18 protein-coding genes and 3 pseudogenes are annotated in these 19,280 nt (G+C 72.0%); 13 read left to right on the top strand and 8 right to left on the bottom strand.

What is annotated here, in order from left to right; genetic code table 11:
- Nucleotides 1-1,785 precede the first annotated feature (1,785 nt).
- The 8 genes and pseudogenes from OHA99_RS02695 to OHA99_RS02660 form a co-directional block, all read left to right on the top strand.
- A pseudogene (locus tag OHA99_RS02695) lies at nt 1,786-1,950 on the top strand (pirin family protein); the annotation flags it as partial.
- A 371-nt stretch (nt 1,951-2,321) separates the two neighbouring features.
- Nucleotides 2,322-2,561: pseudogene (locus OHA99_RS02690) on the top strand (restriction endonuclease); the annotation flags it as partial.
- A 46-nt stretch (nt 2,562-2,607) separates the two neighbouring features.
- Nucleotides 2,608-2,922: a restriction endonuclease gene (locus tag OHA99_RS02685; RefSeq protein ID WP_381506278.1), complete on the top strand. Its 315-nt coding sequence runs from the start codon at nt 2,608-2,610 to the stop codon at nt 2,920-2,922.
- A 461-nt stretch (nt 2,923-3,383) separates the two neighbouring features.
- Nucleotides 3,384-5,192 carry an NHL domain-containing thioredoxin family protein gene (locus tag OHA99_RS02680; RefSeq protein WP_405693747.1) on the top strand — a complete coding sequence of 603 codons (1,809 nt, stop codon included), beginning with the start codon at nt 3,384-3,386 and terminating at the stop codon, nt 5,190-5,192.
- Between the two features lie 177 nt (nt 5,193-5,369).
- Nucleotides 5,370-6,584 (top strand): MFS transporter, encoded by a 1,215-nt coding sequence (locus tag OHA99_RS02675; RefSeq protein WP_366471513.1) that lies wholly within the window; start codon nt 5,370-5,372, stop codon nt 6,582-6,584.
- A 44-nt stretch (nt 6,585-6,628) separates the two neighbouring features.
- Nucleotides 6,629-7,042: a DUF2975 domain-containing protein gene (locus OHA99_RS02670; RefSeq protein WP_366471750.1), complete on the top strand. Its 414-nt coding sequence runs from the start codon at nt 6,629-6,631 to the stop codon at nt 7,040-7,042.
- Entirely contained in the window at nt 7,042-7,302 is a 261-nt protein-coding gene (locus tag OHA99_RS02665) for a helix-turn-helix transcriptional regulator (protein WP_366471514.1), read from the top strand. Before OHA99_RS02670 ends, OHA99_RS02665 begins: the two co-directional genes overlap by 1 nt.
- 194 nt (nt 7,303-7,496) lie before the next feature.
- Nucleotides 7,497-7,673 (top strand): annotated as a pseudogene (locus OHA99_RS02660) (ATP-binding protein); the annotation flags it as partial.
- A gap of 104 nt (nt 7,674-7,777) precedes the next feature.
- Here OHA99_RS02660 and OHA99_RS02655 read toward each other — a convergent pair.
- Both OHA99_RS02655 and OHA99_RS02650 read right to left on the bottom strand, forming a co-directional pair.
- Nucleotides 7,778-8,191: an SRPBCC family protein gene (locus tag OHA99_RS02655; protein WP_366471515.1), complete on the bottom strand. Its 414-nt coding sequence runs from the start codon at nt 8,189-8,191 to the stop codon at nt 7,778-7,780.
- Between the two features lie 114 nt (nt 8,192-8,305).
- Nucleotides 8,306-8,644 carry a hypothetical protein gene (locus tag OHA99_RS02650; protein ID WP_405693743.1) on the bottom strand — a complete coding sequence of 113 codons (339 nt, stop codon included), beginning with the start codon at nt 8,642-8,644 and terminating at the stop codon, nt 8,306-8,308.
- A gap of 328 nt (nt 8,645-8,972) precedes the next feature.
- On the opposite strand from OHA99_RS02650, the gene OHA99_RS02645 reads away from it, so the two are divergent.
- The gene (locus OHA99_RS02645; RefSeq protein ID WP_405698881.1) at nt 8,973-9,644 is read left to right on the top strand and encodes a winged helix-turn-helix transcriptional regulator; all 672 of its coding nucleotides are present in this window, start codon (nt 8,973-8,975) and stop codon (nt 9,642-9,644) included.
- 3 nt (nt 9,645-9,647) lie between these two features.
- Complete coding sequence (locus tag OHA99_RS02640; RefSeq protein ID WP_164381272.1) at nt 9,648-11,129, top strand: DHA2 family efflux MFS transporter permease subunit; 1,482 nt, start codon at nt 9,648-9,650, stop codon at nt 11,127-11,129.
- 55 nt (nt 11,130-11,184) lie between these two features.
- Here the strand turns inward: OHA99_RS02640 and OHA99_RS02635 are convergent, their stop codons facing one another.
- The 4 genes from OHA99_RS02635 to OHA99_RS02620 form a co-directional block, all read right to left on the bottom strand.
- Nucleotides 11,185-12,279, bottom strand: coding sequence for an ABC transporter ATP-binding protein (locus OHA99_RS02635; RefSeq protein ID WP_153176543.1), 1,095 nt, complete (start codon nt 12,277-12,279; stop codon nt 11,185-11,187).
- Nucleotides 12,276-13,142: an ABC transporter permease gene (locus OHA99_RS02630; RefSeq protein WP_153176542.1), complete on the bottom strand. Its 867-nt coding sequence runs from the start codon at nt 13,140-13,142 to the stop codon at nt 12,276-12,278. Before OHA99_RS02630 ends, OHA99_RS02635 begins: the two co-directional genes overlap by 4 nt.
- Nucleotides 13,139-13,972 (bottom strand): molybdate ABC transporter substrate-binding protein, encoded by an 834-nt coding sequence (gene modA / locus OHA99_RS02625; RefSeq protein ID WP_366471517.1) that lies wholly within the window; start codon nt 13,970-13,972, stop codon nt 13,139-13,141. The genes OHA99_RS02630 and modA overlap by 4 nt, the downstream gene beginning before the upstream one ends.
- Before the next feature lie 261 nt (nt 13,973-14,233).
- Nucleotides 14,234-14,629, bottom strand: a complete 396-nt coding sequence (locus OHA99_RS02620) for a hypothetical protein (RefSeq protein ID WP_405693736.1) — start codon at nt 14,627-14,629, stop codon at nt 14,234-14,236.
- A 237-nt stretch (nt 14,630-14,866) separates the two neighbouring features.
- On the opposite strand from OHA99_RS02620, the gene OHA99_RS02615 reads away from it, so the two are divergent.
- Nucleotides 14,867-15,499, top strand: coding sequence for a bifunctional 4-hydroxy-2-oxoglutarate aldolase/2-dehydro-3-deoxy-phosphogluconate aldolase (locus OHA99_RS02615; protein ID WP_405693735.1), 633 nt, complete (start codon nt 14,867-14,869; stop codon nt 15,497-15,499).
- Nucleotides 15,496-16,551, top strand: coding sequence for a sugar kinase (locus OHA99_RS02610; RefSeq protein WP_405693733.1), 1,056 nt, complete (start codon nt 15,496-15,498; stop codon nt 16,549-16,551). Before OHA99_RS02615 ends, OHA99_RS02610 begins: the two co-directional genes overlap by 4 nt.
- On the opposite strand, the gene OHA99_RS02605 is transcribed toward OHA99_RS02610, so the two are convergent.
- Complete coding sequence (locus OHA99_RS02605) at nt 16,533-17,207, bottom strand: hypothetical protein (RefSeq protein ID WP_153176537.1); 675 nt, start codon at nt 17,205-17,207, stop codon at nt 16,533-16,535. The genes OHA99_RS02610 and OHA99_RS02605 overlap by 19 nt on opposite strands.
- A 335-nt stretch (nt 17,208-17,542) precedes the next feature.
- The gene (locus OHA99_RS02600; RefSeq protein WP_153176536.1) at nt 17,543-17,968 is read right to left on the bottom strand and encodes a hypothetical protein; all 426 of its coding nucleotides are present in this window, start codon (nt 17,966-17,968) and stop codon (nt 17,543-17,545) included.
- Nucleotides 17,969-18,188: 220 nt separating this feature from the next.
- Between OHA99_RS02600 and OHA99_RS02595 the strand changes: the two genes are divergently transcribed.
- Complete coding sequence (locus OHA99_RS02595; RefSeq protein WP_405693730.1) at nt 18,189-19,232, top strand: LacI family DNA-binding transcriptional regulator; 1,044 nt, start codon at nt 18,189-18,191, stop codon at nt 19,230-19,232.
- The last annotated feature ends 48 nt before the right edge of the window (nt 19,233-19,280 follow it).

Here is a 19,280-nt window from a genome sequence, read left to right as displayed (position 1 = left end):
CATCACGGCCACCTGGCAGCTCGCCTGTCGTGGCGTACATGAGGACGACCCGCGCTACGCGCTCAAGTTGTACAGGGAAGGAAGCACCTTCGCCCACCATACGACCTGGCCGGACGCCGACGATCTAGACTTCTATCTCTGCACCCACGCCGTGTGGACTGTCGCCGGGGAACTGCTGAAGACGCATCCCGTGTACCAGGACAGCGAGGCGGACACAGACCTGTTCATCGACTGGCTCGGTGACTTCCTACTCACGCGCGACGACGGCAGATGGCTTGCCGACCGGCGAGACCCCTCGCCCCAAAGCGTCTTCCAGGAACCATACGACTCACCAAGACCCGACTGGATCTGGCGGTTGAACAGCCAGCACTTCAGTGAGCGTCTCCTGGCGAGCGACGGGTGGGTCACGGTCTGGGAGAGCTCCGACGACACGAGCTATGAGGCCGCGCAACAAGTCCTGATCCGCAGCGCTCTGGTCACTCCCGAAAAGGCCAGGGCGCTCGCGCTCGCCCTGCAGACCGCCCCTTCGTACATGGCATTCCGCATCCCAAACGCCGACGACAGTGAGTACCAGTTCGATACCCCAGGCTTCCAACTGACGGGGTGGATTGCCGTCCCGGACGGCCGTGAAGGCCAGGACAACAGAGACCCGCTAGCCGGCGGGGTCCGGTACCCGCCGTACCGGCCCGTTGAGGAATTCGTCGGTCTGCTTGGGCTGGAACCGGACGCAGACATGCGCGAATGGGCCCGTGCCGACGGCCTCGCCCTCCGCAGCACTGTCTGGGATGACACAGCCGCGACCAGCTCGGACCGAGTAACAGGAACTGAGGGACAGCGGCTGGAAATCCGGTGTGATGCCCTCCAGGAAGTCCTTTCCCTGACCGGACGCAGCATGATCGTTGAAGTGATGATCGACCGCACTCATAAAGACCACAATGAGCCCTACTCGGTGAGGTACGACCAAGACGATGACGAATCCCTCCCCCCACGCGAAAGGTCCTACAAGATTTACCTCTTCGATGACTCCGGAAGGTGCGGAGAGCTTTGAGCGCACCCTCGAACTGGGCAAAGAGATCGCAGCTAGCCTCCCGGACCACGATGTACTGGGCCGATGGATGGCCCACCACGTCGGCGACTTGATCATCCGCGCCGAGACAGCCTCTGAGGCGGAAGCTGACGACGTACGGCGTGAAACGGCGACCTCTGTGCTCGCGCTTTGGCACCACAGGGCGGCACTCCCCATCTCCAGACCGCCACTCGACGCGTTCGAGCCTGTCTTCACCGCTTTGGGACGGCTGAGCGAGCCGCAAGACCCGTGGGACTTCTACCGGATGTTCCAGCGGGGGAGTGAACCCAGCGAGGACGACATGGCAGCAGCGCCGCTGCTTCGGATCGATCCCGCTGCCCGGCCTTCCACTCGCCGGCGTACTCCCGGAACCGCATCGCCCCGTACCTCGCGATCCGGTCCGCCCTCGCCTGTCCCCGCGGCGCGGCCTTCTTCGTGTTGTAGACCTCCGTCAATCGCGCGATCGCCTTGTCCTGGGTCGAGAACCCGGACTCCTTCACCCGCTTCCCCGCCGCGGACCGATACCGGATCTTGTACGCGTGCGGGCACTTCGACCACCGCGACCGCGGATGCTCACACTCCTTGAAAACGAACCCATCCCACGAACCAAGCCAGTGGCACTCACGGTTGCTGACCCCTCCAGGACCGATGACGACAGTTTGCTCACCGCCGGCGGTCCGGAACGCCACTGACCTGCGCAAATACGCGCAGGATTCGCTATGTTCTGGAACTGGATCGGACGCTCCCAGGAGGAGATCGTGCAGGCCCGCCGGGACTGGATGGAAGGGACACGGTTCGGCGAGGTGAAGGGCTACGACGGGCGTCCACTGCCCGCGCCGACACTGCCGACGGTGCCGCTGAAACCGCGGGGGAGGCGGCGCTGACCTGCGGTAATGTGTCGGAGAAGGGAACAGCCTTCGGGCTGCCGCCTTGCGGCCGTCCCGCAGGGGTCCGGTGCCACCGTTGACCGTAGGCAGCCGCCACTCGGCCGCCTTCCCTTTCTCAACGCGACGTTCGAAGAGCGCCGGTGGCATGCCTGTCGTGTACCGTCCGGCCAGAACCGACGGATTCGTGCCCTTCTCCGCCAACTCGTCCCCCACCTCGCCAAGGCGCCGCTGCACAGGGATGCCGACGGCCGCATCCGGGCCGGGGAAGCGGGAAGCGATGGCGGCACGTCGACAGCGTCTGCGCCTGAAGAAGCGGACGAGGCAGGCGACTGCGGAGCTTGGGTGTGGTGGCGGTGGCGGCCGCGGGGATGTGGGCGGCCGGGAACTGGTCGACGGTGTGGCCCGTGCTCGCAGTCGTACTCGCCGCGGCCGTGCTCGGCGGGTCGGGCTGGTCGGTACTGCGGGCGCACCGACGCGCGATCGGCCAGGACCGTGTCTGGCGGGCGCAGGAGGAAGCCCGGGCGCGTGAGTTGTCCATGGCGGAGGTCGATGCCCTGTCGTGGCAGGACTTCGAGACCTGCATCGCGGGGCTGTGCCGACGGGACGGCTGCACGGACGTCGTCGTCAGCGGCAAAAGCGGTGACCTGGGCGCGGATGTCGGTCGGCCGCCTGGCCGACGGCCGCAAGCTGGTCGTCCAGTGCAAGAAGTACGCGCCGCACCGGAGCGTGCCCTCGCAGGACTTGCAGACGTTCGTCGGCACCGCCCGTCTCGAGCACGGTGCGGACGTCGTCCTGTTCGTCACCACCTGCCGCACGTTCACGAAGGCCGCGCAGGAGCTGGCGCTGCGCCAGGACATCGTGGCGCTGCACCGGGACCTGCTGGGCTCGTGGGCCAAAGGCGCTCACCTGGAGACGCTTGTCCCGCTGAACGGCAGGGGCGACGGCACCAGGCGGCGGTCCTCCGCCTGACGACGGCACGGCCCGAGGGGCCCGGGACCGCGGAGCCGACCGAGTTCCTGGGCGCGGCTCAGGCGTTCGGCGGCCAGCGTGCGGCGGTGCGGGGAGTACAGCTGCCGGTAGGCGGCGGCGAGGTCTGCGACGCGCCGATCAGCTCGGCGCGGATGTCACCGGTGCCGGGGAAGACGAGGTGTCCTCGACGGCGTGGAAGCAGCCGTCCAGGGCGAGAGCCCCTTGGAGGGCCACCATGTGCAGAGTGTCGTCCTGCCGGCGCCCGAGGCCCTGGAGACGGCCCGGACCTCGTCGGCGGGGCGTCGTCCACGGCCCTTGCCCGCCGGTACCGAGCTCGCCGTGGGTGCCGCGCGTGGCCCAACCGCCGGCTGTCCGTCCGCACACGGTTTCACGGTGTGATCGCCAGGGCGGCGACCAGCTCGTCGGGGCGCCCGTGACGTGCGGTGTGGTTGGCTTGAGGCATGGCGAAGCGCGCACGGGTCCGCGCCCCCGAGCTGGTGGGCAAGGGGGGCTGGATCCGCACCGGTGGCCGGGAGCCGACTCTTGCCGCACTGCGCGGCCGCATCGTGGTCGTCGACTTCTGGACGTCCTGCTGCATCAACTGCCTGCACGTCCTGGACGAGCTGAGGGAGCTGGGGGACAAGCACCGCGAAACCGTGGTGATCGTCGGTGTGCACTCCCCGAAGTTCGCGCACGAGGCCGATCACCGGGCCGTCGTGGACGCCGTCGAGCGCTACGACGTCGAGCACCCCGTGCTGGACGACCCGAAGCTGGCCACCTGGCAGCAGTACGCGGTGCGCGCTTGGCCCACTCTCGCCGTGATCGACCCCGAGGGCTACGTCGTCGCCCAGTACTCCGGCGAGGGCCACGCGGACGCCGTCGAGCAGCTGGTCGGGGAACTCGAGGCCGAGCACGCGGCCAAGGGCACCCTGCGGCGCGGCGACGCCCCGTACGCGGTGCCCGAACCGGAGCCGACGAGTCTGCGCTTCCCCGGCAAGGTCCTCCTGCTGCCCTCGGGGACCTTCCTGGTCAGCGACACCACCCGGCACCGGCTGGTGGAGCTGGCACAGGACGGTGAGAGCGTCGTGCGGCGGGTAGGGAGCGGAGAGCGGGGCCGTGCGGACGGTCCCGCCGAGGGCGCCTCCTTCAACGAACCGCAGGGCCTCGCCCTGCTCGACGACGGTTGCGTGGTCGTGGCCGACACCGCGAACCACACCCTGCGCCGCTTCGATCCCGCCACCGGTGAGGTCGCCACCCTCGCCGGCACCGGCCGGCAGTGGACACGCGGCGGTCCCACCTCCGGACCCGCCCTCGAAATCGGCCTCTCCTCGCCCTGGGACGTGGCCCTGTGGAACGGCCGGGTGTGGATCGCCATGGCCGGGATGCACCAACTGTGGGCCTACGACCCGCGGGACGGGAGCGTCGCCGTCGCCGCGGGGACGACCGACGAGGGGCTCGTCGACGGGCCCGGTCCGCAGGCCTGGTTCGCACAGCCGTCCGGGCTGGCGGCCACCGAGGACCGGCTCTGGGTCGCCGACTCCGAGACCTCCGCCCTGAGATGGGTGGACCTCGAAGGGACGGTCCGCACGGCGGTCGGCACCGGACTGTTCGACTTCGGGCACCGCGACGGCCCGGCCGCGCAGGCACTGCTGCAACACCCGCTGGGCGTCACGGCCCTGCCCGACGGCTCGGTGGTGGTCGCCGACACCTACAACGACGCCCTGCGCCGCTACGACACGGCGACCGGAGACGTCAGTACCCTCGCCACCGATCTGCGTGAGCCCAGTGACGCCGTGGTCGTCGGCGAGGACGTCCTGGTCGTCGAGTCGGCCCGGCACCGGCTGACCCGGCTGCGGCTGCCGAGGGAGGCCGTAGACACGGCGGCCCGCACCCACGGCACGCGGCGAGAGGTGACAGAGGTGGCGCCCGGCACCCTGCGCCTGGAAGTCGTCTTCCGTGCGCCCGGCGGGCAGACTCCGGACACGCGCTACGGGCCCTCGACCCGGCTCCTGGTCTCCGCCACTCCGCCCGCACTGCTGAGCTCCGGTGCGGGCGCGGGTACCGTCCTGTCCCGGCTGCTCGAAACGGACCCGGCCGTGCCGGACGGCGTACTGCACGTCTCCGCCACGGCCGTGTCCTGCGACGACGACCCGGCGACCCCGTACCCGGCCTGCCACGTCCACCAGCGGGACTGGGATCTTCCGATCCGCCTCGCCGACGGGGCGACGGACCGCCTGTCGCTCGTTCTGGCCGACCCGGGCGACGCCTGACCCCGACGGCACCGGCCGTACGGGCCGATCGGCGGGAAGGCAGCGAGGGGGAGCCACCGCGGGGCCGGCGAGGGGGCCTCCCGTGTGATCATGACCGTGCCATTGCCGCCCGGCGCGGGGTGACCGCAGCGCTCCCGTCACCCCTACGGTCTCGGAGATCAAGGACAATCGAGAGCCATGTCTGAACGAGCGACGGAATCCGTCCTGCGGTCCCCCGGCATACCCCACCTGCTGACGGTGGGAGCCTTCTGCTTCGCGGGACTGGCCCTGCTGCTCCCCGTCTCGCCGGCCTGGGCCGTCGCCGGAGGTGCCGACGAGTTCGGCGCCGGACTCGTCACGGCCGTCCTGATGACCGCCACCGTCCTGGCCCAGTTGTGCGTCAGAACGACGCTGCGCACGATCGGCTGGCCCCGCACCCTCGCCCTCGGCGCGCTCCTGCTCGGCCTGCCCGCCCTCCTTCAGAGCCTCAGCGACCATCTGCTGGCCATCCTGCTCACGACCGCCCTGCGCGGAGCGGGCTTCGGCATCGTCACCGTCTGCGGTGCCACCGCCGCGGCGGCCCTGGCCCCGCGCGGTCGCCAAGGAGCGGCCATCGGCCTCTACGGCCTCGCCGTCGCGCTGCCGCAGGTCGCCCTCACCCCGGCGGCACCCTGGCTGATGGGCACGTTCGCCCTCCCCGCGATCGTCGCCTGCGGTGTTCTCCCCGTTCTCGCGCTGCCCTGGACCCGGTCCCTCGGCCGCGCGGTCGAGGCCCGTACGGACGCTCCGCCCGCCGAGGACGGTCGCATCGAGCACCCCGACCCCACGACCACGGTGCTCCGGCGCATCCTGTTGCCGCTCACCGTCCTGCTCCTCGTCACGGCCGCGGGCGGAGCGGTGCTCACCTTCGCCCCGCAGTTCACGAGCACCCCCACGCTCGCCGCCACGGGTCTGCTGGCCCTCACCGCCACCGCGGCCCTGGCCCGTTGGGGCTGCGGAGAGCTGGCCGACAGGATCACCCCGAGGCCGGTCACCGCCCTCCTCGCCGCGACCGCGTGCGCGGGACTGGCACTGATCGCCCTGGCCGTCCGAGCCGACGGCGGGGCCATTCTCGCCCTGCTCACCGGGCTGCTCCTGCTGGGAGCCGCGTACGGAGGGCTCCAGAGCATCACGCTGGTGCAGGCCTTCGACCTCGCGGGCGCGGAGAACCGGCACGTGACATCGGTCGCGTGGAACATCGGCTACGACGCCGGCACCGGCCTCGGGTCCCTCGCGCTGGGTCTGGCGGCGCAGGCGGCCACCTTCTCCGCCGGCTTCACCGTCATGTCCGTGGTGATGGCGGCCACCGTGCTCGCCGTCGTGATCGCCCGCACTCCGTCCCCCGGTCCTCCGAAGCGACAGTGCGAGCCCTGACGTGCCCGACCGCCGTGAGCCGTGTCCACATCTTGCAGACGGTGATGGCGGTCCTGCTGGCCGTCGAGGTCGGGGGAAGCGACCTCTCCGATCGGCTCGTTCCCATCCTCACGATCGTGGTCCTCGGTGCGGGGACGGCCCAGGTCGTCCTGGTCAGCGTGTGGCGTTTGGTGACGATGGTGCGGCGCGGCACCGTCTTCTCCCACGCCGCCTTCCGTCACGTGCACCTGGTGATCGGTGCGTTCCTGGCCGCCTCCCTGCTGGCGTTCGCGCTAGGGGTGGTTCTGGCGCCGGGTGAGGCCGTCGCCCCTGGCATCGTGCTGTTGCTGTGCGGCGCGGCACTGGCCGTCTTCGGTGTCGCGCTCGTCGTGCTGGTGCTGCGGATGCTGCTCGCCCAGGCCGTCGCGCGGGACGTCGAGGCGTCACGGATGCGGGCAGAGCTGGCCGAGGTGATCTGATGCCGATCGTCGTGGACATCGACGTGATGCTGGCCAGGCGGAAGATGTCCGTGGGCGAGCTCGCGGACCGGGTCGGCATCACCCCCGCCAACCTTGCCGTGCTCAAGAACGGCCGGGCGAAGGCGGTGCGGTTCACCACCCTCGCAGCCCTGTGCGAGGTGCTGGCGTGTCAGCCGGGGGACCTGCTGCGCTGGGAGGTCCCCGCGTCGGAGGGGGCCGTTCACTCCGGGGCGGCGGCCGCCGACGGCCCGAACTCGTAGCGTCCGCCCACCTCGACGGAGAACGTGCCGCTGGAGCCGGGTCCGCCGGGGCTGTCGTCGGCGCCCTCACTCGATCCGGACGTGCGCGCCCGGGGCCAGTCGACGGTAGCGGGCCGGCACCCCGGGGCCCCGCTCGCCGAGGAACCCCTCGACCATCGTGGTGCCGACGGCGTTGAGTGCGCCGTCGCGCCTGCGACGCGAGCAACACCGCGCCGCGCGTGGTCCAGGCAGCCGAGTCCGACGAGGGCGGGCGTGGCCTGTACCTCGTGGCCCAGCTCGCTGATCGGTGGGGAGTGCGCTACACGGGACACGGCAAGGTCATCTGGGCCGAACAGTCACTTGCTCAGGGCCATGGCACGGCTCTGAGCTGAGGACCTGATGCCTGCTGCTCGGACGTGGCCCTTTCGGACGCGCCGGTACGGCCCGACCAAGCGGCTGCCCTGGGCACACCGCCGGGCCGGGCGGGTGTTGCAGGTCAGTGCTCAGCGGATTCGACGGCGTGCCTGATGCCGTGCAGGGCTTCCTGGAGGCCTTGCTCCACGTGGCCGCCTTCGGCGCGCCGGGTGTGGAGTTCGACCTTGAGGCGAGACGACTCACTGCTGGGGCCGGGGCCGATGCGGAGCCGGCCGTGGTAGTCGTTGGGGCCGGGAGCGCCCCATTCCAGTGTCTTGCCCTGTTCGAAGACGCGGATCCAGGCCTCGCTGGTGACGTCCTGCTCGGGTTCGTCCGGGGGGTCGATGTGCGCCGTGACGGTGACGCGGTCGCCGTCGTGCGGATGAGCAGCTGTCAGCCGCGGCATGTAGGCGGGCAGGTGCTGCACGTCCGCGAGGTAGGCGAAGAGCCGGTCCGGCGGAACGTTCACCGTGATGGTGTGGTCGTAGTCACCCATGCCGTCCCCAGTTCCCCAGCAGCACCGCGGGCAACCTGCTCGCGGCCGCCGCTCACCCGACAGGACGCGCACGGGTGCGGCGGGGGATCCGGGGGCCCACCTGCGTCGCGGCGTTCACAAAGCGGATTCCGCCGGCCCGCCCCGCCGACGAAGGCCGACAGTGGCGGCACACAACGTTCCCCAGCCGGCGGCGAAGCCGGCGACCTCGGTCCGCTGCCGTCCGGTGAGGGCGCGGCCGAAGAGGACGGCGTCGGACAGGTCGGCCGCGACCCTGCACGCACTGGCGGTCTGCAGGACCCGGGGCCCGCGACCCAGGCACATGACCATGCCGATGGCGGTGTCGCGGGCGCCGACCGCCCGGATCAGAGTCGCCGTCGACGCCGGCACCGCCCCGTCCTCGGCCGTGAGGCCGCAGGGCCTGGCGAGCCACGCAGGGCGCACCGTGATCGCCACACTGTAGGCAGCGGTCGCTGCTCCCAGTACCCGCACCAGCCGCGTACCCCTACCAACCCTCGTCCCTTGTCGGTGGCGAGACAATCGTGTACCCAGGGCCAGGACGGCAGCACCGCCTGGCCATCCGCGTGTCGCACCGGGCGCCGTCGCCGCGAGCGGTCGTGCACGTGCTGCGATCGTCCACTGGACCCCGTCAGTGCGTCCCGAGGGTTCCAGCGGCAGGACGTCACCGAACATGCGCAGCGCACTGTCCGGACGGCAGTGCCGGCAGACATCGACGCCGTCCGCGACGGCGTGGCTGGGTCCCGGGGGCCGGTGAGGAACTGGTCTGCATTCACCCAGCAGGGCCGTCTGCCGGCCGCACTGCCTGCAGGCCCCTGCGCTTCGGCAACTGCAGCGTGACGGACTGGTCGAGCGTCACGTCGTAGCCGCGACACCCGTGCAGGTGGAGTACCGGCTCATACCCGAGGGACACGACCTGGACCGGTCCTCGACGCGATCATCGCGTGGTCGCACACCTGGATCCCCCTGCCCGGCCCGGGCCCGGAGCCCTGACGCCTCCCGGTCCGCCAGAGCGAGCGGCGGCCCGTGCCCGGACGGGCCCTTCGCCGGCCGGATATGGCGTCCGCGCTGGTCGACCGCTCGTCTGGCACGTCGTGCCGTGGACGCGCGGCAGCGCCTGGTATTCGGCGGCCCGGCCCATCGCGATCGGACTGGCGTGGCTGCCGATGAACCGGATCGGCTGGGGCGGGATCGACGCCGTCACCGGCGCCCCGGCCCCGCGACCGGCGCTGGTACATTCGTGTGCCACAACGGATCGCGTGTATGCCGCTCGCCTACGAGGCGTCTGCCGTGGCCCCGGCGCCCGGTGGGGTTCCCACCGCCTCGCGCGGGAGGTCGGAGCCCTGCTCTTCGGCCGGAACTCGGCGCGGTCGCGGCCGTCCGGAGGTCGCAGGTGGGGGGGCGGGCGGACGGCCCCGTCCTGACGTCGAAAGGCTGAGTAATGACCACGTCGCAAAAGACCGAGCCAAGCCCTCGCGGGGGCGAAGCCCGCGACAAGCTCGACAGCAAGGTCCTTCTCGTCGCCGGAGTGGTCGTGCTCGGCGGGATCATGTCGATCCTGGACATCACCGTGGTCTCGGTCGGACTGCAGACGTTCCAGAAGGAGTTCGAGGCGACCTCGGCCCAGGTGGCCTGGACGATGACCGGCTACACCTTGGCGTTGGCGAGCGTCATCCCGCTCACCGGCTGGGCCGCCGACAGGTTCGGAACCAAACGGCTCTACCTGCTCGCGATCACTCTGTTCGCGGCCGGGTCCGCGTTGTGCGCGGCCGCCAACTCCCTGGAGATGCTGGTCGCGTTCCGGGTCCTCCAGGGCCTGGGCGGCGGCATGCTGATGCCCCTCGGCATGACGATCCTGACGCGTGCGGCAGGCCCCGAGCGGGTCGGCCGGGTGATGGCCGTACTCGGCATCCCCATGCTGCTCGGTCCGATCTTCGGCCCCATCCTGGGCGGTTGGCTGATCGACGTCGCCTCCTGGCACTGGATCTTCCTGATCAACCTGCCGGTCGGTGCCATAGCCCTCGTCTACGCCGCGATCGTCCTGCCCAAGGACCGCGTGGAGCCCTCCGAGACCTTCGACTGGCAGGGCATGCTCATGCTGTCGCCCGGGCTGGCGACCTTCCTGTACGGCGTCTCGTCCATTCCGGAGGCCGGAACGGTCTGGGCCGCCAAGGTCCTCGTGCCCGCCGCCATCGGTCTGGTTCTCCTCGCCGCGTTCGTCCCCTGGGCGCTGCGGCGGCGCAACATCCACCCGCTGATCGACCTGCGGCTCTTCTCGAACCGGGACATGAGCATCGCCGTGATCGCGATGTCGCTGTTCGCCATGGCGTTCTTCGGTGCCAGCCTGCTGTTCCCGCTCTACTTCCAGCAGGTGCGCGGGGAGTCGGCGCTCGACTCCGGAGTGCTTCTCGCCCCGCAGGGCATCGGAGCGATGATCACCATGCCGATCGCCGGGATGCTGGCCGACCGCATCGGCCCCGGCAAGATCGTGCTGACCGGCATAGCGGTGATTACTGTCGGCATGGGCATGTTCACGCAGCTCGGCGCGGACACCTCCTACGCGTACGTCGTCACCGCCCTCTTCGTCATGGGGCTCGGAATGGGTGCCTCGATGATGCCGATCATGGCGTCGGCGCTGGCCACCCTGAAGGAGCACACGGTCGCCCGGGGGTCGACGCTGATGAACATCGTCCAGCAGGTGGCCGCCTCGATAGGCACCGCTCTGTTCTCGGTGCTCCTCACCAACGGTCTCAAGGACATCAACGCGACCACTCCGGACGAGGTGCGTTCGCAGATGGGTGACGCGTTCGCCTCGGTGTTCCTGGTGGCGACCGTGCTCGTCGCCGTGTGTCTCGTCCCCGCCGCGCTGCTGCCCCGCAAGAAGGTCGAGGCCGCGGACCCCACCGTCATGATGGGGCACTGACTCCGGGCCCGCGTCTGGAGGACGTGGGCAGCCCGCCCACCGCGACTCGGCCCGCTCAGTCGCGGTAGGCGTGGGTCTGGGTGGCCTTCACCGTGGCCCAGACGGTGGCGCCGGGGTGCAGGCCGAGTTCGGCGGCGGCGAGTGTGGTCAGGTCGGCGGCGAGGGGGAGTTCGCCGGTGAGGTCGGCGCGGATCTGGTCGCCGTGGGTCTCGAGGCCCGCGACCTCGCAGTGCCAGACGTTGCGGGCGCTGGAACCGGTGGGGCGGTCCCGGTGCAGGGTGACGGCGCTGGGCGGGAAGGCGACGAAGACCGGCCCGGTCAGTTCCTCGGTGGTCGTGATGGCGGGCCCGTCCTCGAGCCGTACCGTGTGGCCCGCGGCCTGCCCCCGGTAGAGGTTGAGGCCGACCAGGTGGGCGATGTAGTCGGTCCGCGGGCGGCGGGCGATGTGGGAGGGGGCGCCCTCCTGGACGACGTGGCCGTCCTCGACGACGACGAGGTGGTCGGCGAGGACCATGGCGTCCAGGGGGTCGTGCGTGACGAGTACGGCGACGGCCTCGAAGTCGGCCAGGTGGTGGCGGAGTTGGGCGCGGACCTCGAGGCGGGTGCGGGCGTCGAGAGCGGCCAGCGGCTCGTCGAGGAGCAGCAGCCGGGGATGGGTGGCCAGGGCGCGGGCGAGGGCGACGCGCTGGGCCTGGCCGCCGGAGAGCCGGCGCGGTTTGGCAGCCGCGTGCTCGGCGAGGCCCAGGCGTTCCAGCCACGCGGCGGCCTGTGCCCGGGCCTGCGCCTTGGCCGCGCCCCGGCAGCGTGGTCCGAAGGCCACGTTGTCCAGCGCGGTCAGGTGGGGGAAGAGGAGGTAGTCCTGGAAGACGACCCCGACCGGCCGGGACTCCGGCGGTGTACGGTCCAACTCCACGCCGTCGAGCCGCAGGTGACCGTCCGAGAGGGGCACGAGGCCGGCCAGGGCGCGCAGGGCGGTGGTCTTGCCGGCGCCGTTGGGGCCGAGCAGCGCGACGACGTCGCCGGGTGCGGCGGTCAGCGCCACGTCGAGGCGGAAGCCGCCCCGCTCGACGACGAGCCGTGCGTCGAGGCCCTGGGCTCCGGCTTCCGCGGCTGGGCCCCGGCCCTCGGTGGTCTTGTCGATGTCGGTCATGAGGTGGTCATCCAGCGGTCGCGCAGCCCGGCGAGCACCGCGACGGACACGGCCAGCAGGACCAGGCTGAGGGCGATGGCGGCCTCCGGGTCGCTCTGCAGGGCGAGGTAGACGGCCAGCGGCATGGTCTGGGTGCGGCCGGGGAAGTTGCCCGCGAAGGTGATCGTCGCCCCGAACTCGCCGAGCGCCCGGGCCCAGGCCAGGACGGCGCCGGCGGCGATGCCGGGCGCGATCAGGGGCAGCGTGACCCGGCGGAACGCGGTGAAGCGGGAGGCGCCGAGGGTGGTGGCCGCCTCCTCGTAGCGGGGGTCGGCGGCGCGCAGGGTGCCCTCGACGCTGATGACGAGGAACGGCATCGCCACGAACGCCTCCGCGAGGATCACCCCCGTGGTGGTGAACGGCAGCGTGATCCCGAACCACGAGTCCAGCCACTGCCCGACGACGCCGTTGCGGCCCAGCGCCATGAGCAGGGCGACACCGCCCACCACCGGCGGCAGCACCAGCGGCAGCGTCACCAGGGCCCGGACGAGACCGCGTCCCGGGAACTCCACCCGGGCCAGCAGCCAGGCCAGCGGGACGCCGATCACCATGCTCACCACGGTCGCCGCCGTGGCGCAGATCAGCGACAGCCGGAGGGCCTGCCACACCTCGTCGCTGGTCAGCAGCTCCGGCATGCTCGACCAGGGGGCCCGGACCAGCAGCGCGAGGAGGGGGAGGACCAGGAAGACCAGGCCGATCAACGCGGGTACGAGCAGGGGCAGGGGAGCCCCGCCGCGCAGCCGGGCCTTCGACCGGACGCGGCGGCGCCACGGCCCGCCCGTGCGGGGGCCGGTGGCGGCACCGGACTCGAGCGGAGCGGTCACGGCGCGGTGAACCCGGCACCGGTCAGGACCTGCTGGCCCTCGGCGGACCGCACCAGCTCGATGAACGCCTTGCCGGCATCGGCGTTGGGGGCGTCCTTGAGGAGGGTGATCGGGTAGTCGTTGACGGCCTTCGCCGACTCGGGGAACTCCACGCCTTCCACCTTGTCACCGGCCGCCTTCACATCCGTCCTGTAGACGACCGCGGCGTCGGCCTCCTTGAGGACCACCTTGTTGAGCGCCGACTTCACGTCCTCCTCGTAGGAGACCGGAGTGAGCTTCAAGTCCGCGGCGGTGAGCGCCTTCTGGGCCGCCGCGCCACAGGGAACCGTCTTGTCGCACAGGACGACCTTGAGATCGTCCCCGGTGAGGTCCTTCAGGGAGGCGATCTTGTCCGGGTTGCCGGGCAGGGTGGCGATCTCCAGCCGGTTGCGGACGAAGGTGGCCGGCGTGCCCGCGGCGTCCCCGGCGTCTGTGACGACCTTCATGGTCTTGGGGCTGGCGGAGGCGAACACGTCGGCCGGTGCCCCGCTGGTGATACCGGCGGCGAGCGAGTCGCTGCCGCCGAAGTTGAAGACGACCTTGGTGCCCGGGTGCTGCTCCTCGAAAGCCTTGCCCAGCTTCGTGAAGCTCTCGGTCAGCGAGGCCGCGGCGAACACGTTCACAGTCCCGGAGGGCTTGTCCGGACCGCCTGCCGACGAGGCGCCGGACCCACCGCCGGAGTCCTCGTCCGAGGAGGAGCAGGCGCTCAGGGCCAGCAGCGCGGCGGCACCCGCGCCGGTCAGCCGCAGCATCCGGCGGGTCCGGCCGGTCCGGCGCGCGCAACGGGTCATCACGGGTCCACTCCCTCGACTCAAGATCCTCAATGGACGTACGCAGAGCATAGTGCCGCAGATGCAAGGCGAAAGTCTCCTGTCGCTTCGCATGAGCCGGATATCGGATCCCGTGGCATCGCATGTGCGTTTGTACGGTCAGGCGTGTCGGTCACGGTCTCACGCGTCTCACGCGGCCCGAAGCGGACGGCCGGCCGGTCCGCGACGCACGGCCGACCGGCCCGGCGGGTGAGCCGGACCGGTCGGTCCTCTTGCGTCGGGTCAGTGGTGACCGTGTGGCCGCAGCCACTGCGGCCGGTGTCCGGCGGCGCGGTGACCGGCCGGCTCGTCCCCGGCGGAGGTGCTGCCCCCTTCCTCCAGGCGGCCGGCCAACACGTCACGCTCGGCGGTGGCCTGCCTGGCGGTCTCGCGGTCCCTGCGGCGCTTCTTGCCGCGGTGGCGCGCCAGCACCGTCCCGGCCATGAGCATCCACATGCCCAGGCCGAAGATCAGGGTCAGGGCGATACCGCCGAGAAACGCCCCGAGGGTACTGATCGTGAAGGGGTCGCTCCCCAGCAGGGTCACGGTGTAGTCCGGACCGCCGGACAGGTTGTACGCGATCAGCAGGCCTGCGAAGGCGGCAGCGCCCGCTATGAGCAGGAGGCCCAGCACCAGCATGTCTCTCACCTCGTCGCACGTGGATGTCCTCCAACCGGGTCACCATCAGGAATGGGGCAAAACGCGCAACTTGGTCGCGATGCCCTCCAGGACGACAGGGCCGCCGCCCCCTCCGCGCCGGTGCCCCATCGGCCCCGGCCTCCGGACCGGGTGCGGCGGCGTTCTACCCTGGCCGCCGAGTGCCGCTGGGCGCCGACCGACCCGTAACCCCGATCCCCCGGAGAAGGAGCCTCGCCCGTGGATCTGCGAGCCACCCTCGCCGCCCACCGCCTCGTCGCCATCGTGCGCGGGGACGACGCCGACGCCGCGCTGCGCACCGTACTGACCCTGGCCGACGAGGGCGTGGAACTCATCGAGGTGTCGCTGACCGGCAAGGACGCCCTGGTGGTCATCGAACGGGCCAGAGCCGCCCTCGGACCGGGCCGGCCGCTGGGCGCGGGCACGGTCCTCACCGCCGACGACGCCGTGGCCGCCCACCGCGCCGGCGCCGACTTCGCCGTCACACCGGGCCTGGGGGAGGGCGTCGTGGCGGCCCGCGAGCTGGGCATGCCCGTCCTGGCCGGCGTCATGACCCCCACCGACGTGATCACCGCACGCACCCTCGGCGCCACCGCCCTGAAGATCTTCCCGGCGGCCCAGGCCGGTGGGCCCGCGTACGTCAAGGCCCTGCGCGGGCCCTTCCCGCACGAGGCCCTCGTGCCCGTCGGCGGTGTCGACGAGGCCGCCGCCCGCGCCCACCTGGCGGCCGGCGCGACCGCGGTCGGGGTCGGTTCCCCACTGATCGGCGACGCCGCGGACGGAGGCAGCCTCGACGCCCTCCGCGTCCGCGCCCGCGCCTTCCGCGCCGCCGTGGGGGAGGCCCGGCCGTGACCGGCGTACGGCCCGTGTCCGAGGACCACGACGCCACGGCGAGCGGCAGCGAGAACGCCGCCGATGCGGCCACGAGCCCCTGGCGGCCGCCGCGCGGACCCGTCGTGTGCCTCGGGGAGACCATGGCGGCCATGGCCCCGGCGCCGCCGCACTCGCTGGACGGCACGGAGTCCCTGCTCGTGTCGGTGGCGGGGGCCGAGTCGAACGTGGCCATGTACCTCGCGGACCTGGGCCTGCCCGTCTCCTGGCTCTCGGCCGTCGGCGACGACGCGCTCGGCCGGCGGGTCCGGGCGGCCGTCGGACGGGCGGGCGTGGACGTCTCCGGTGTACGCACCGACCCGGCACGGCCGACCGGCCTGCTCCTGAAGGACCCGGGCGCCGCCGGAACCCGCGTGCACTACTACCGCCGGGGCTCCGCGGCGTCGGCCCTCGGCCTCGACGTCCTGGACGACGAACGGCTCGGCGGGGCCGCCCTCCTCCACCTGACCGGGGTCACCCCGGCCCTGTCCCCGTCCTGCCGGGCCCTGGTCGAACGGGCCCTGGACACCCCGCCGGAACGGCGCGCCCACGCCGTCAGCTTCGACGTCAACCACCGCCCCGCGCTGTGGCCCCCGGACACGGCCCCCGAGGTGCTCCGGGACCTCGCCGACCGCGCCGACATCGTCTTCGTCGGCCTGGACGAGGCCCAGGACCTGTGGGGCGCCGGGCTGACCGAGGCGGACGTCCGGGGGCTGCTCGGCCGCCCGCGGGTCCTCGTCGTCAAGGACGGCGGGCGGGGTGCCACCGCGTTCACCGAGGGGGACGCGTGCACCGTGCCCGCCCTGGCCACGGAGGTCGTGGAGCCGGTCGGCGCGGGTGACGCGTTCGCCGCCGGCTTCCTCGCGGGACTGTGGCGCGGCACCGACCTCACCCGGGCCCTGCGCCTGGGCCACATCACCGCGGCCTCCGCGCTGAAGGTCGTGGGGGACCACGGACCCCTGCCCGACGAGGGCACCGTCGGTGCCCTGCTGGCCCCCGCCGAGCAGGACTGGCGTCAGGCGCCGATGTCGTAGAGCACGAACTGCTCCCACGAGCCCGTGACCTCGGCGGAACGGGCGCGCAGCGCGTACTGGAGCGAACCCGTGTAGCCGTTCTCCATGGTCACGAAGAGGCCGTTCAGCGTGGACTGGAGCGCCCAGCGGTCGAGCGTCTCGTTGTAGTACAGGACGAACCGCTCCCAGCCGCCCGCGCTGGTGGAGCGGGCGCGCAGGACGTTCTGGGCGCTGCCGGTGAAGTTCTTCTCCACCGCCACGTAGCGGTTGTTCGCCAGGGACCGCAGCGCGTACGTCTCGGTGGTCTCGTCCCACTCGAAGGCGTAGCTCTCCCAGGAGCCGCCGAACTCGGTCGAACGGGCCCGCTGGACACCGGTGTTCGGCTCGGCGTAGTTCTTCTCGGTGGCCACGAAACGGTCGTTGCGGACCGACTGCACGGCCAGCAGCTCGGGCTCGTCGGCCGCGGTGGCGGCAGCGTCCCCGGCGGCGAGCGGGGCCCGCCGGGCGTCCTTCTCGCCGGTGATCCGCGCCAGAGCGGTGGCGTCCACCGCCTCCCAGCCGGCCGGGGCGGCCGCCGGCCGGTCGGCCCCGGGCGCCGCGACGGCGGTGGGAACGGTCAGCGCGGAGGCCGCCAGCAGGGCGCTCAGGGACAGCAGGACGGAGGTCGTACGTCGCACGGGAAATCCTCGGCTTTCGTCACACGGATACCGGGGCGGCGGGACGATAATCCCGCGGGAATGGCAACCGGACATGACGGCGGCACCCCCGAATTTCTCCGCACCCCCCACAAAGGCCGCGCTCGGCACCCCTCCCCGGGTGCCTCGGCAGCCGCCGCGCCGAATCGGCGAAGCGGCATCAGCATAGTGATGTTGAAGTGCGAACGGACACCTTTTCCGTCCGCGATCGAGCCCTTCCGCACCGGAATTGTTCGGCATTACGGATTCCGTGGTCCGCCGTTAATTCTCCGGCAACGCGCCGTTACCGCGGCGGCCGCCGCACCGGTCGGACGGGCTCAGCACGCCCTGCGACTGGCTCCGTCGACGACGAAACCGACCCCGATGCCGAGCATCCAGGTGTCCTTCGCCAGTGCCGTACCCTCCTGGGTCGGGCGCAGGCTGCCTTCCTCGCGCATGCCCGGCGTGCGCAGATACAGACCCACCAGGGCGGCCGAGAACGCGGTCAGGCCGATGCCCGCCACAGCCGTCGGGACGACCGGCAGAAGGAGTGCGGCGCCCAGCGTGATCTCACCCGCGGAAAGCAGCCGGAGAAAAGCCGTCGGCTGCAATCTGCCGAGGAACGGATACGTGTTCTTCGCCATTCCGTGCATCATGGCGGCGGTCTGCTCATCGGCTCCGCGCTTGCTCAGACCGGAGTTGAGAATGAAGGCCCCGGTGGCCAGTCGCGGGGCGACATGCCTGAGTTCGACGGGCAGACGCATGGGAACTCCTCGCGGCGTTTTCTGGGAACGGGCTCAGGCTACGGCGCGCGCCCGCCCCGCGCAGCGCGGGCGTACAGGGCCTGCTCCGATCGGGTCAGGGTGCAGTCCCGTCGCACACGCCGTCGCACCCGCCGGGCTCCGGCAGGGCGGGTGCCCCCTCCGCCGCTCGCCCGCTCCGGCAAAGGGTGAAATCCTTTTCAGACGCAGGTAGGGTGAGCAGGTGGACCTTACGCACAGTGAGAGGGCGCGGACGCAGGTGGTGACCATCCAGGACGTGGCGCGAGCCGCCGGAGTATCCCCGGCGACCGTCTCACGGGTCTTCAACGGCGGCAATGTCACCCCGGCACGGGCCCAGTCCGTGCAACAGGCGGCGGTGGCGCTCGGCTTCGCGCCCAACCGCCTCGCCCGGTCGCTGCGCAAACAGCGGTCGAGCGTGATCGCGCTGCTCATCCCGGACATCGAGAACCCGTTCTTCACCTCGCTCGCACGGGGCGTCGAGGACGCCGCGCAGCGCACCAGTCTCTCGGTGGTGCTGTGCAACTCCGACGAGGACACCGACAAGGAGCGCCGCTACCTGGAGGTGGCGCTCGGCGAGCAGATGGCCGGCGTGATCGTGGCGGCGGCCTCCCAGGACGAGACGGACCTCGGCCCCCTGACCGCCCGGGGCGTCCCCGTCGTCGCCGTCGACCGCCGCCCCCGGGACGCGGAGGTGGACGCGGTCCGCCTCGACGACCGCCACGGCGGCGAGGCCGCCACCCGGCACCTGCTGCGGGCGGGATACCGCCGGATCGCCTGCATCACCGGGCCCCAGGGCGCCTCGACCTCCGAGGAGCGCCTGGCCGGCCACCGGGAGGCGCTGCGGGCGGCGGGTCCGGGCCGGGGCGCGGACGACACCTACGTCCGCCACGCCGACTTCCGGGTCGAAGGGGGCCGGGCCGCGATGCGCGACCTCCTGTCGCTGCCCGAGCCGCCCGACGCCGTGTTCGTCGCCAACAACCTCATGACCATCGGCGTGCTCGACGCCCTGCGCGAGGCCGGGCTCACCCCGCCCGGCACCGGCGTCCTCTCCTTCGGCGACGTCCCCTGGGCCTCGCTGGTGCGCCCGTCCCTGTCGGCCGTGGAGCTGCCCTCGTACGAGCTGGGGCGCACGGCGGCCGACCTGCTGTTGCAGCGCATCGAGGGCGGCGCCGCGCCCCTGCAGACCGTGGTGCTGCGCACGACGCTCCAGGTCCGGGAGAGCACCGGCGGCCCGGCCGGCCGGTGAGGACACGGGAGCGGCGCCGCACCGGTCCCCTCGGCCGGTGCGGCGCCG

The organism is Streptomyces coelicoflavus (assembly GCF_045041415.1).
Lineage (GTDB): Bacteria > Actinomycetota > Actinomycetes > Streptomycetales > Streptomycetaceae > Streptomyces > Streptomyces coelicoflavus.
The sequence above is the reverse complement of the archived record's forward strand: the minus strand, read 5'-3'. Positions and strand labels throughout refer to the sequence as shown.